Below are 13069 nucleotides of genomic sequence, written 5' to 3' on the forward strand. Positions count from 1 at the left end.
TGGCAGCTGATGCCTTATCCGGCCAACATAATACATCTTAAATCCATCGACATAAAAAAACCCGCCGAAGCGGGTTTTTTATTAGCGTCAGCAACGATTAATCGTTGTCAGAACCACCCAGGCCTGCGTTCAGCAGTTCTGCCAGGCTGGCAGACGCATCTTCAGCAGTCACCTGCGGAGCAGCTGGCAGTTCGCCCGCTGCGCGGCGGCGCATACGATCCTGGTGGTACGCATAACCGGTACCCGCCGGGATCAGACGACCCACGATAACGTTCTCTTTCAGACCGCGCAGTTCATCACGTTTACCTGCAACAGCGGCTTCGGTCAGGACACGCGTGGTTTCCTGGAACGATGCTGCAGAGATGAAGGACTCGGTTGCCAGAGACGCTTTGGTGATACCCAGCAGATCGCGGGAGAATGTTGCACCCACTTTGCCGTTCGCTTCCAGATCGCGGTTAGCAATCTTGACGCGGGAGTATTCAACCTGCTCGCCTTCCAGGAAGTCGGAGCTACCAGCGCTTTCGATGGTGGCTTTACGCAGCATCTGACGAACGATAACTTCGATGTGCTTATCGTTAATCTTAACGCCCTGCAGACGGTATACGTCCTGAACTTCGTTAACGATATAACGAGTTACAGCATGCACACCACGCAGACGCAGGATGTCGTGCGGCGCTTCCGGACCGTCGGAAACAACGTCACCACGTTCTACACGTTCACCTTCGAACACGTTGAGCTGACGCCATTTCGGAATCATCTCTTCGTACGGCTCGCTACCGTCTACCGGGGTGATAACCAGACGACGTTTACCTTTGGTTTCTTTACCGAAGGAAATGATGCCGCTGATTTCAGCCAGGATTGCCGGCTCTTTCGGACGACGTGCTTCGAACAGGTCCGCAACGCGCGGCAGACCACCGGTGATATCCTTGGTACCGCCGGATTCCTGCGGTACACGCGCCAGGGTGTCACCAGAACTGATCTGTACGCCATCTTCCAGCTGAACAATCGCTTTACCCGGCAGGAAGTACTGAGCAGGCATATCGGTGCCTGGGATCAGAACGTCGTTGCCCTGAGCATCAACAATTTTCAGTGCCGGACGCAGGTCTTTACCACCCGCAGTACGCTCTGCAGAATCCAGAACCACCAGAGAAGACAGACCGGTCAGCTCGTCGGTCTGACGAGTAATGGTCTGGCCGTCGATCATGTCAGTGAAGCGGACGAAACCACTCACTTCGGTGATAACCGGCATGGTGTGCGGATCCCAGTTCGCTACGGTTTCGCCGCCAGCAACCTGTTCGCCATCACCTTTCGCCATAACGGAGCCGTAAGGCACTTTATAGCTTTCTTTGGTACGGCCGAATTCGTCGATCAGTTTCAGTTCGGTGTTACGTGAGGTGATAACCAGTTTACCGCTGGAGTTAACAACCGACTTCGCATTGCTCAGACGGATGCTACCTTTGTTTTTCACCTGGATGCTGGATTCAGCAGCTGCACGAGATGCCGCACCACCGATGTGGAACGTACGCATCGTCAGCTGTGTACCCGGTTCACCGATGGACTGTGCCGCGATAACGCCGATTGCTTCACCTTTATTGATGATGTGGCCACGCGCCAGGTCACGACCATAGCAGTGCGCACATACACCAAAGTCGGTGTCACAGGATACAACGGAACGGACTTTGACGGAGTCAACGGAGTTCTCTTCCAGCAGGTCACACCACTGTTCGTGCAGCAGCGTGTTGCGTGGAACCAGAATATCCGCCGTACCCGGCTTCAGAACGTCTTCAGCAGTCACACGACCCAGAACGCGATCGCGCAGCGGTTCTTTAACGTCACCACCCTCGATAACCGGGGTCATGGTGATGCCTTCCAGCGTGCCGCAATCGTCTTCAGTAACAACCAAGTCCTGCGCGACGTCAACCAGACGACGAGTCAGATAACCGGAGTTCGCTGTTTTCAGTGCGGTATCCGCCAGACCTTTACGAGCACCGTGAGTAGAGATGAAGTACTGGAGTACGTTCAGACCTTCACGGAAGTTCGCGGTGATTGGCGTTTCGATGATGGAGCCATCTGGCTTAGCCATCAGACCACGCATACCGGCCAACTGACGAATCTGTGCTGCAGAACCACGCGCACCGGAGTCGGCCATCATGTAGATGCTGTTGAAGGAAACCTGCTGCTCTTCTACGCCGTCACGGTTAATCACGGTTTCGGTTTGCAGGTTATCCATCATCGCTTTGGATACACGATCGTTCGCCGCAGCCCAGATATCGATAACTTTGTTATAGCGTTCGCCCGCGGTTACCAGACCAGACTGGAACTGCTCCTGGATCTCAGCAACTTCAGCTTCCGCTTCAGAGATGATCTCGTGTTTCTTCTCTGGGATGACCATGTCATCAATACCAACAGATGCACCTGAACGCGCTGCATAAGCAAAGCCGGTGTACATTGTCTGGTCAGCGAAGATAACGGTCGGCTTCAGGCCCAGAATGCGGTAACAGGTGTTCAGCATTTTGGAGATTGCTTTCTTGCCCAGCGCCTGGTTGACGATGGAGAAAGGCAGACCTTTCGGTACGATCATCCACAGAATGGCGCGACCAACGGTCGTGTCTTTCAGGCTGGTGTGCGCAACGAATTCGCCGTTTTCATCTTTTTCGTATTCAGTGATACGCACTTTAACGCGCGCATGCAGAGAGGCCAGACCTGCGCGATAGATACGCTCAGCTTCTTTCGGGCCAGTCAGCACCATGCCTTCGCCTTTGGCGTTAACACAGTCACGGGTCATGTAGTACAGACCCAATACAACGTCCTGAGACGGAACGATGATAGGTTCGCCGTTCGCCGGAGACAGGATGTTGTTGGTAGACATCATCAGCGCACGCGCTTCGAGCTGGGCTTCCAGCGTCAGCGGTACGTGAACAGCCATCTGGTCACCATCGAAGTCGGCGTTATATGCCGCACAAACCAGCGGGTGCAGCTGGATAGCTTTACCTTCGATCAGTACCGGTTCAAATGCCTGGATACCCAGACGGTGCAGGGTTGGTGCACGGTTCAGCAGTACCGGGTGTTCGCGGATAACTTCGTCGAGGATATCCCAAACGACAGCTTCTTCACGCTCAACCATTTTCTTAGCGGCTTTGATGGTGGTGGCCAGGCCACGCAGTTCCAGCTTGCCGTAAATGAACGGTTTGAACAGTTCCAGTGCCATTTTCTTCGGCAGACCGCACTGATGCAGACGCAGGTATGGACCTACGGTGATTACAGAACGACCGGAGTAGTCAACACGCTTACCGAGCAGGTTCTGACGGAAACGACCCTGTTTACCTTTGATCATATCGGCCAAAGATTTCAGAGGACGTTTGTTAGAACCGGTGATCGCACGACCACGACGACCGTTATCCAGCAGGGCGTCAACCGCTTCCTGCAGCATACGTTTTTCGTTACGTACGATGATGTCCGGCGCAGCCAGATCCAGCAGACGTTTCAGACGGTTGTTACGGTTGATCACGCGACGATACAGATCGTTCAGATCCGATGTTGCGAAACGACCACCATCCAGCGGAACCAGCGGACGCAGATCTGGCGGCAGAACCGGCAGAACGGTCAGGATCATCCACTCTGGCTTGTTGCCAGACTGTACGAATGCTTCCAGCAGTTTGATACGTTTGGTCAGCTTCTTACGCTTGGTTTCGGAGTTGGTTTCGTTCAGCTCTTCGCGCAGAGTTTCGCACTCTTGCTCCAGATCCATGCTCTTCAGCAAGGCCTGGATTGCTTCCGCACCCATCTTCGCGTCGAATTCGTCACCGAACTCTTCCAGCGCGTCCAGATACTGCTCTTCAGTCAGGATCTGTTGACGTTCCAGGTTAGTCATACCGCCTTCGATAACCACATAAGATTCGAAGTACAGTACGCGTTCGATATCGCGCAGCGGCATATCGAGCAGCAGACCGATACGGGACGGCAGAGATTTCAGGAACCAGATGTGAGCGGTCGGAGACGCCAGCTCGATGTGGCCCATACGCTCACGGCGTACTTTAGTTTGGGTCACTTCAACGCCGCACTTCTCACAGATCACACCGCGGTGTTTCAGGCGCTTGTACTTACCGCACAGGCACTCATAGTCTTTTACCGGCCCAAAGATACGGGCGCAGAAAAGGCCGTCACGTTCAGGTTTGAACGTACGGTAGTTGATGGTTTCCGGCTTCTTAACTTCACCGAAAGACCATGAACGGATCATGTCTGGCGAGGCCAGAGCAATTTTGATCGCATCAAACTCTTCGGTTTTAGTCTGCGCTTTCAGAAACTTTAATAAATCTTTCACGGATTTGCTCCCGTCGGAGTTAGCACAATCTGGCGCTGGCTGTTACGCCAGCACCAGTGACCTGTTTGATCGAGAGTTACTCGTCTTCCAGCTCGATGTTGATACCCAGCGAACGAATCTCTTTCAACAGTACGTTGAAGGATTCCGGCATGCCTGGTTCCATCTGATGGTTGCCGTCCACGATGTTTTTATACATCTTAGTACGACCGTTCACGTCATCAGACTTAACGGTGAGCATTTCCTGCAGGGTGTATGCCGCGCCGTATGCTTCAAGCGCCCACACTTCCATCTCCCCGAAGCGCTGACCACCGAACTGAGCCTTACCACCCAGCGGCTGCTGAGTAACCAGGCTGTAAGAACCGGTAGAACGCGCATGCATCTTGTCATCAACCAGGTGGTTCAGTTTCAGCATGTACATGTAGCCAACGGTAACCTGGCGCTCGAACTGCTCACCGGTACGACCGTCGAACAGTGTGATCTGACCGGAAGTCGGCAGGCCACCCAGCTGTAACAGTTCCTTGATTTCAGACTCTTTCGCACCGTCGAACACCGGCGTTGCGATCGGCATACCTTTTTTCAGGTTTTCAGCCAGACGCAGAACTTCTTCATCGCTGAAGGTATTCAGGTCAACTTTCTGACGAACATCTGAACCCAGATCGTAAGCACGCTGGATGAATTCGCGCAGTTTCGCGACTTCCTGCTGCTGTTTCAGCATGGCGTTGATCTTATCGCCGATACCTTTCGCAGCCATACCCAGGTGGGTTTCAAGGATCTGACCGATGTTCATACGCGATGGTACGCCCAGCGGGTTCAGCACGATATCTACCGGCGTACCGTTAGCATCGTGTGGCATATCTTCGATCGGGTTGATCTTAGAGATTACACCCTTGTTACCGTGACGACCTGCCATCTTATCACCAGGCTGGATCCGACGTTTAACCGCCAGATAAACCTTAACAATCTTCAGCACGCCCGGTGCCAGATCGTCGCCCTGAGTGATTTTACGGCGTTTCGCTTCGAGTTTTTTCTCGAACTCGTGTTTCAGTTCGTCGTACTGCTCAGCCAGTTGTTCCAGCTGATTTTGTTTCTCTTCGTCGGTCAGGCCGAGTTCTAACCAGCGATCGCGCGGCAGTTTGTCGAGCTTCTCAGCTTCAACACCACCGGAAACCAGCACAGCGTAGATACGGCTGAACAGGCCAGCTTCGAGGATTTGCAGTTCTTCAGACAGGTCTTTTTTCGCCTGCTTCAGCTGCATCTCTTCGATTTCCAGCGCACGTTTGTCTTTTTCTACGCCATCGCGAGTAAAGACTTGAACGTCGATAATCGTACCGGAAACACCGTTTGGCACGCGCAGAGAAGAGTCTTTAACGTCAGACGCTTTCTCACCGAAGATCGCACGCAGCAGCTTCTCTTCTGGCGTCAGCTGGGTTTCACCTTTCGGCGTTACCTTACCAACCAGAATATCGCCACCGGTTACTTCCGCGCCGATATAAACGATACCGGATTCATCCAGTTTGGAGAGCGCAGCTTCACCCACGTTCGGGATGTCAGCGGTGATCTCTTCCGGCCCCAGCTTGGTGTCACGGGACACACATGCCAGTTCCTGAATGTGGATGGTGGTGAAACGGTCTTCCTGGACAACACGCTCAGATACGAGGATGGAGTCTTCGAAGTTGTAACCATTCCATGGCATGAATGCCACGCGCATGTTCTGACCGAGCGCCAGTTCACCGAGATCGGTGGACGGACCGTCTGCCAGCACATCACCACGTTCAACCGGCTCGCCCAGAGATACGCAAGGCATCTGGTTGATACAGGTGTTCTGGTTAGAACGGGTGTATTTGGTCAGGTTATAAATGTCGATACCTGCTTCGCCCGGGTACATCTCGTCTTCGTTAACTTTGATAACGATACGGGAAGCATCCACGTACTGGACGGTACCGCCACGTTTAGCAACTGCGGTAACACCGGAGTCGACGGCAACAGCACGTTCCATACCGGTACCAACCAGCGGCTTATCAGCACGCAGAGTCGGAACCGCCTGACGTTGCATGTTCGCACCCATCAATGCACGGTTGGCGTCATCGTGTTCCAGGAACGGGATCAGGGACGCACCGACGGATACCACCTGCTGGGTGGATACGTCCATGTAGTCAACCTGGTCACGGCTAAACAAGCTGGATTCGCCTTTGCTACGGCAGGTAACCAGATCTTCTACAAAGTGGCCTTCGTCATCCAGGTTGGAGTTCGCCTGAGCGATAACGTAGTTGCCTTCTTCGATAGCAGACAGGTAATGAATTTCGTCAGTTACAACACCGTCGGTCACTTTACGGTACGGAGTCTCGAGGAAGCCGTATTCGTTAGTCTGTGCGTACACAGACAAGGAGTTGATCAGACCGATGTTCGGACCTTCAGGCGTTTCGATTGGACATACGCGACCGTAGTGAGTCGGGTGTACGTCTCGAACTTCGAAGCCTGCGCGTTCACGGGTCAAACCGCCTGGGCCGAGTGCAGAGATACGACGTTTGTGCGTAATCTCAGACAGCGGGTTGTTCTGGTCCATAAACTGAGACAGCTGGCTGGAACCAAAGAACTCTTTCACTGCTGCAGAAATTGGCTTAGCGTTGATCATATCCTGAGGCATCAGGGTATCCAGATCGCCCAGAGACAGACGCTCTTTCACCGCACGCTCAACACGTACCAGGCCAACGCGGAACTGGTTTTCCGCCATTTCGCCTACGGAACGGATACGACGGTTACCGAGGTGGTCGATATCATCGACTTCGCCTTTACCGTTACGGATATCGATGAGCTTCTTCATCACTTCGATGATGTCATCTTTGCTCAGGATACCGGAACCTTCGATTTCGTCGCGCAGCAGAGAACGGTTGAACTTCATACGACCAACCGCAGACAGGTCATAGCGGTCTTCGGAGAAGAACAGGTTCTCGAACAGGCTTTCAGCAGCTTCACGCGTCGGCGGCTCACCAGGGCGCATCATGCGGTAGATTTCTACCAGCGCGCTCAGACGATCGTTGGTTGGGTCGACACGTACAGTTTCAGAAATGTACGGACCGTGGTCCAGATCGTTGGTGAACAGCGTTTCGATACGCTTGTGGCCAGACTGGCTCAACTTAGCCAGCAGATCCAGACTCAGCTCCATGTTAGCTGCGCAGATCAGCTCGCCAGTAGATTCGTCAACGTAGTCTTTAGCCGCAACTTTACCAGCAATGTATTCAACCGGAACTTCGATATGTTTGATATCGTCTTTTTCCAGCTGGCGAATGTGGCGCGCAGTGATGCGACGGCCTTTTTCGACGTAGACTTTGCCGTTAGCTTCGATGTCAAAGGAGGCGGTTTCACCACGCAGGCGTTCCGGCACCAGTTCCATCTGCAGCTTGTTGTCACGAATTTCGAAAACAACTTTCTCAAAGAACAGGTCAAGGATCTGCTCAGTGGTGTAGTTCAGTGCACGCAGAATAATGGTCGCAGGCAGTTTACGGCGACGGTCAATACGTACGAACAGGTTGTCCTTCGGATCGAATTCGAAGTCCAGCCAGGAACCACGGTAAGGGATGATTCGCGCGTTATACAGCACTTTACCCGAAGAGTGGGTTTTACCTTTGTCGGAGTCAAAGAAGACGCCAGGACTACGGTGCAGCTGAGAAACGATAACACGCTCAGTACCGTTGATAACAAAGGTACCGTTGTCTGTCATGAGCGGAATTTCGCCCATGTAGACTTCTTGTTCTTTAATGTCTTTTACGGTGCCTTCCGGCGCTTCGCGCTCGTAGATCACCAGGCGCAGTTTTACGCGCAGCGGTGCGGAATAGGTCACGCCACGGATCTGACATTCCTGAACGTCAAACACCGGTTCGCCAAGGCGGTAGCTGACGTATTGCAGCTCGGAATTACCGCTGTAGCTCTGAATCGGGAAAACGGAACGGAAAGCTGCTTCCAGACCATACTGCCCTTCAGGATCTTGCTCGATGAACTTCTGAAACGAGTCAAGCTGGATAGAAAGGAGATAAGGTATGTCCAACACTTGCGGACGTTTACCAAAATCCTTACGAATACGTTTTTTCTCGGTATAGGAGTAAACCATTAGGGTTCCTCAGCTCGCTGACAAGTCGACCCATCTGTCCGACGAAGGGACAGTTTGTGCAACACTATTTTGTTGACCGGAAAATCGAATACTTTCCGCAATGCCTGTTGCTATCACGCTTAAACCATTTCATTGCGATTTACACAGAACTGACGTTCTGTCGCAGTATATTAAGACGTCGATAGAAACAAGCATTGAAAGGCACAGCAGTAGTCAAACAGTGTGAAATGCTACTGGCGCCTTACAGCGCAAAAAGGCTGGTGACTAAAAAGTCACCAGCCATCAGCCTAATTTCTTAGGCTGCAACCAGAAAAGTTGGCTTATTTAACTTCAACTTCAGCGCCAGCTTCTTCCAGAGATTTTTTCAGTGCTTCTGCGTCGTCTTTGCTCACGCCTTCTTTCAGCGCAGCCGGTGCAGATTCTACCAGGTCTTTAGCTTCTTTCAGACCCAGGCCAGTTGCGCCACGTACTGCTTTGATAACAGCAACTTTGTTAGCGCCAGCAGCTTTCAGAATTACGTCGAATTCAGTTTTTTCTTCAGCAGCTTCAGCCGGGCCAGCAGCTACAGCTACAGCAGCAGCAGCAGAAACACCGAATTTTTCTTCCATTGCAGAAATCAGTTCTACAACGTCCATTACGGACATAGCGGATACTGCTTCAATGATTTGATCTTTAGTGATAGACATTTAAATTGTTCCTGAAAATCAGAATAAGTTTATACGTAAGCAGATGCTTTACAAAGATAACTGCGATTAAGCAGCTTCTTTCGCATCGCGTACAGCAGCCAGAGTACGAACCAGTTTGCCAGCCGAAGCTTCTTTCATGGTTGCCATCAGGCGTGCAATTGCTTCTTCGTAGGTCGGCAGAGTTGCCAGGCGATCGATATTCGATGCCGTAATCAACTCACCTTCAAAGGCTGCGGCTTTGACCTCAAATTTTGCATTCGCTTTCGCGAACTCTTTGAACAGACGAGCAGCAGCACCCGGGTGTTCCATAGAGTATGCAATCAGGGTCGGACCAACAAACGTGTCTTTCAGGCACTCGAACTGAGTACCTTCAACGACGCGGCGCAGCAGGGTGTTACGAACAACACGCATGTATACGCCAGCTTCACGACCTGCTTTACGCAGTTCAGTCATTTTATCTACAGTTACGCCACGGGAATCCGCAACTACTGCAGACAGCGCGCCTTTGGCTACTTCGCTGACTTCAGCAACAATCGCTTGTTTGTCTTGAAGATTTAAAGCCATTAGCTTTGCTCCTGGATGTTTGCCGGAACTCATGTTCCGGAACTCACTTCACTCCCCCCAACGGAGAGAGCGTCTAAATACGGTGAGCAGAAACAAGCCAGAGTATCAGAAATAATCTTAGCGTTCTGTCACCGTCTACGCAGGGCATTAAGTTTCTTACGAAACACCTGCGGTCTTCGACGGAGGCCTGGATTAGGCCAGGCTCCAACGAACAAATCTTTTCTATCTGTCGCTATTCAATCTGTCGTGGCGTTAACTGCCTTGCCACAGCCTGAATATCTCAGATATACGTCTGCAATTAGCAGAATACGTGGGGGTAAGATTGTAGACAAAATCACCGCCCACGTAAAGGCGAATATTAGTTCGCCACAGTCGCAGTCAGACCGGACTGATCAACGGCAACGCCAGCACCCATGGTGGTGGAGATGCTAACTTTCTTGATGTACACGCCTTTTGCCTGAGTCGGTTTTGCTTTTTTCAGCGCAACCAGCAGAGCTTCCAGGTTTTCTTTCAGTTTGTCAGCGTCAAAATCCACTTTACCGATGGTGGTGTGAATGATGCCGTTTTTGTCGTTACGGTAACGAACCTGACCAGCTTTAGCATTCTTAACAGCTTCAGCAACGTTAGGAGTTACAGTACCAACTTTCGGGTTTGGCATCAGGCCGCGCGGACCCAGAACCTGACCCAGCTGGCCAACAACGCGCATTGCATCCGGGGAAGCAATAACAACGTCAAAGTTCATTTCGCCTTTCTTGATCTGTTCAGCCAGATCTTCCATACCTACCAGCTCAGCGCCTGCAGCTTTAGCAGCTTCAGCGTTTGCACCCTGGGTAAATACGGCTACGCGAACGGAACGGCCAGTACCGTGCGGCAGTACAGTTGCACCACGTACGTTCTGGTCAGATTTACGAGCATCGATGCCGAGGTTAACAGCAACGTCCACGCTTTCTACGAATTTAGCAGTGGCCAGCTCTTTCAGCAGAGCGATAGCTTCGTTGATGTCATACTGCTTAGTAGCATCAACTTTGTCACGGATCACGGACATGCGCTTGGTCAGTTTAGCCATTTCTTAGTCCTCCACTACCAGGCCCATGGAACGTGCAGTACCTTCAATGGAGCGAGTCATCGCTTCAATGTCGGAACCAGTCATGTCGGCAGCTTTGGTCTGCGCGATTTCCTGCAGCTGAGCGCGGGAAATTTTACCCACTTTGTCTTTGTTCGGCTTGCCGGAACCAGACTTGATACCAGCCGCTTTCTTCAGCAGAACTGCTGCCGGAGGCGTTTTGGTAACGAAAGTGAAAGAACGGTCAGCGTAAACGGTGATAACAACCGGGATTGGCAGACCTTTTTCCATGGAATCAGTTTTAGCGTTGAACGCTTTGCAGAATTCCATGATGTTCACGCCTTGTTGACCCAGTGCAGGACCTACCGGCGGACTCGGGTTAGCCATACCAGCTGCAACCTGCAGCTTGACATAGGCTTGGACTTTCTTAGCCATTCTAAATTCCTCTAGTTGGGTTATAACGCCTCAAGGAGGCTCCCCGTGATTAAATTCGTTTTACGGATAGGATCCATAAAAACAAAAGGCGCGAAATTGTATTCCAATCTCGCGCCTTGTGCAACGATTAAATCGTCGCTTTTTTGATCGGGGTGTTAGGCTTTTTCAACCTGAGCGAAGTCCAGTTCAACCGGAGTCGCACGACCGAAGATAGATACGGAAACTTTCAGACGAGACTTCTCGTAGTCCACTTCTTCAACCACGCCGTTAAAGTCAGCGAACGGACCGTCGCTAACGCGAACCATTTCACCTGGCTCAAACATCGTTTTCGGACGCGGCTTGTCGCCAACCTGCTGCAGACGGTTCATGATCGCATCAACTTCTTTGTCGCTGATCGGCGCCGGACGGTCAGATGTACCGCCGATAAAGCCCATCACACGCGGCACGCTGCGCACCAGGTGCCAGCTTGCGTCATTCATCACCATCTGGACCAATACATAGCCCGGGAAGAATTTACGTTCGCTCTTGCGACGCTGACCGCCACGGATTTCGACCACTTCTTCGGTCGGCACCATGACTTCGCCAAACAGCTCTTCCATATTTTGTAACTTGATATATTCGCGCAGCGATGTAGCTACGCGGCCTTCAAAACCGGAAAACGCCTGAACGACGTACCAGCGCTTTTTAGGGGCTTCAGACATCTTAGAACCTCAGGCCAGTGATAAAGGATACCAGGCGAACCAGAATACCATCCAGTCCCCACAGGATCAGTGACATTACTGCGGTAACCGCAGCCACAATTAATGTGGTGTGCAATGTTTCCTGGCGAGTTGGCCAAATGACCTTACGGACTTCGGTTCTCGCTTCACGGGCAAAAGCAACGGTCGCTTTACCTTTTGTTGTCAACAGCGCGACACCACCCGCTGCGGCAATCAGAATCACTACGGCCAGCGCACGCAGCGGCAGCATCATGTCACGATAGAGGTAGTTGCCAACGATAGCTACAAGCAGCAATACAGCGACAACAACCCACTTCATCGCTTCCAGGCCGCGCCCGCTTCCTTGAGCTTCGGTATTCGCACTCATAAACCAACCTGTCAGAAGTATTCTACAAACATTTTCACCCCGCGTAAGCGAGGCGATCCAAACCGAAATGCTCTGGTGCGTTTCGGACTAAACGCCCTCTTCAGAGCCTGTCTCAGCAATGATTATGACAAATAAAATCACTGATGAGCCAGGTTCTGGTGTGAAAGCGTGCAAAAAGGGCATCAAATGATGCCCTTTTATTGCGCATTGCGTCAAATGTTATTCGGCAATTAGCTCATTACTTTGGCAACAACGCCCGCACCAACAGTACGGCCGCCTTCACGGATTGCGAAACGCAGACCGTCGTCCATCGCGATTGGGTGGATCAGGGTAACAACCATTTTGATGTTGTCGCCCGGCATTACCATCTCAACGCCTTCCGGCAGTTCGATGGTACCAGTCACGTCAGTAGTACGGAAGTAGAACTGCGGACGGTAGCCTTTGAAGAACGGAGTATGACGGCCGCCTTCNCCGTCGTCCATCGCGATTGGGTGGATCAGGGTAACAACCATTTTGATGTTGTCGCCCGGCATTACCATCTCAACGCCTTCCGGCAGTTCGATGGTACCAGTCACGTCAGTAGTACGGAAGTAGAACTGCGGACGGTAGCCTTTGAAGAACGGAGTATGACGGCCGCCTTCGTCTTTGGACAGAATGTACACTTCAGATTCGAACTTGGTGTGCGGCTTGATAGAGCCCGGCTTAGCCAGTACCTGACCACGTTCGATTTCTTCACGTTTGATACCACGCAGCAGAACACCAACGTTCTCACCAGCACGGCCTTCGTCCAGCAGTTTGCGGAACATTTC

Annotated in this window: 8 protein-coding genes and 1 pseudogene; all 9 read right to left on the bottom strand. The window is 52.0% G+C overall.

The window, feature by feature from the left end:
- Window positions 1-97: 97 nt before the first annotated feature.
- Window positions 98-4321 (bottom strand): DNA-directed RNA polymerase subunit beta', encoded by a 4224-nt coding sequence (gene rpoC, locus B9P82_RS26390; protein WP_016155301.1) that lies wholly within the window; start codon window positions 4319-4321, stop codon window positions 98-100.
- 76 nt (window positions 4322-4397) lie between these two features.
- The gene (rpoB, locus tag B9P82_RS26395; RefSeq protein ID WP_003033111.1) at window positions 4398-8426 is read right to left on the bottom strand and encodes a DNA-directed RNA polymerase subunit beta; all 4029 of its coding nucleotides are present in this window, start codon (window positions 8424-8426) and stop codon (window positions 4398-4400) included.
- Between the two features lie 320 nt (window positions 8427-8746).
- Window positions 8747-9112, bottom strand: a complete 366-nt coding sequence (gene rplL, locus B9P82_RS26400; protein WP_000028882.1) for a 50S ribosomal protein L7/L12 — start codon at window positions 9110-9112, stop codon at window positions 8747-8749.
- A 66-nt stretch (window positions 9113-9178) separates the two neighbouring features.
- Window positions 9179-9676 (bottom strand): 50S ribosomal protein L10, encoded by a 498-nt coding sequence (gene rplJ / locus B9P82_RS26405; protein WP_005132895.1) that lies wholly within the window; start codon window positions 9674-9676, stop codon window positions 9179-9181.
- Between the two features lie 358 nt (window positions 9677-10034).
- Window positions 10035-10742 carry a 50S ribosomal protein L1 gene (gene rplA, locus B9P82_RS26415; RefSeq protein WP_016155300.1) on the bottom strand — a complete coding sequence of 236 codons (708 nt, stop codon included), beginning with the start codon at window positions 10740-10742 and terminating at the stop codon, window positions 10035-10037.
- A 3-nt stretch (window positions 10743-10745) separates the two neighbouring features.
- Entirely contained in the window at window positions 10746-11174 is a 429-nt protein-coding gene (gene rplK / locus B9P82_RS26420) for a 50S ribosomal protein L11 (RefSeq protein ID WP_003033122.1), read from the bottom strand.
- Window positions 11175-11329: 155 nt separating this feature from the next.
- Window positions 11330-11875: a transcription termination/antitermination protein NusG gene (gene nusG / locus B9P82_RS26425; RefSeq protein WP_003033125.1), complete on the bottom strand. Its 546-nt coding sequence runs from the start codon at window positions 11873-11875 to the stop codon at window positions 11330-11332.
- A 1-nt stretch (window position 11876) separates the two neighbouring features.
- The gene (secE, locus tag B9P82_RS26430) at window positions 11877-12260 is read right to left on the bottom strand and encodes a preprotein translocase subunit SecE (protein WP_003033128.1); all 384 of its coding nucleotides are present in this window, start codon (window positions 12258-12260) and stop codon (window positions 11877-11879) included.
- Between the two features lie 230 nt (window positions 12261-12490).
- Window positions 12491-13069, bottom strand: a pseudogene (locus B9P82_RS29570) (hypothetical protein); the annotation flags it as partial.

The sequence above is a fragment of the Citrobacter sp. L55 genome, from assembly GCF_002850715.1.
Classification (GTDB): Bacteria; Pseudomonadota; Gammaproteobacteria; order Enterobacterales; family Enterobacteriaceae; genus Citrobacter; species Citrobacter braakii.

What these genes read in the sequence shown, in the direction of transcription:
- rpoB (WP_003033111.1), bottom strand. Translation starts at nt 8,426, where the DNA reads ATGGTTTACTCCTATACCGAGAAAAAACGTATTCGTAAGGATTTTGGT.
- rplA (WP_016155300.1), bottom strand. Translation starts at nt 10,742, where the DNA reads ATGGCTAAACTGACCAAGCGCATGTCCGTGATCCGTGACAAAGTTGAT.
- secE (WP_003033128.1), bottom strand. Translation starts at nt 12,260, where the DNA reads ATGAGTGCGAATACCGAAGCTCAAGGAAGCGGGCGCGGCCTGGAAGCG.
- rplJ (WP_005132895.1), bottom strand. Translation starts at nt 9,676, where the DNA reads ATGGCTTTAAATCTTCAAGACAAACAAGCGATTGTTGCTGAAGTCAGC.
- rplL (WP_000028882.1), bottom strand. Translation starts at nt 9,112, where the DNA reads ATGTCTATCACTAAAGATCAAATCATTGAAGCAGTATCCGCTATGTCC.
- nusG (WP_003033125.1), bottom strand. Translation starts at nt 11,875, where the DNA reads ATGTCTGAAGCCCCTAAAAAGCGCTGGTACGTCGTTCAGGCGTTTTCC.
- rplK (WP_003033122.1), bottom strand. Translation starts at nt 11,174, where the DNA reads ATGGCTAAGAAAGTCCAAGCCTATGTCAAGCTGCAGGTTGCAGCTGGT.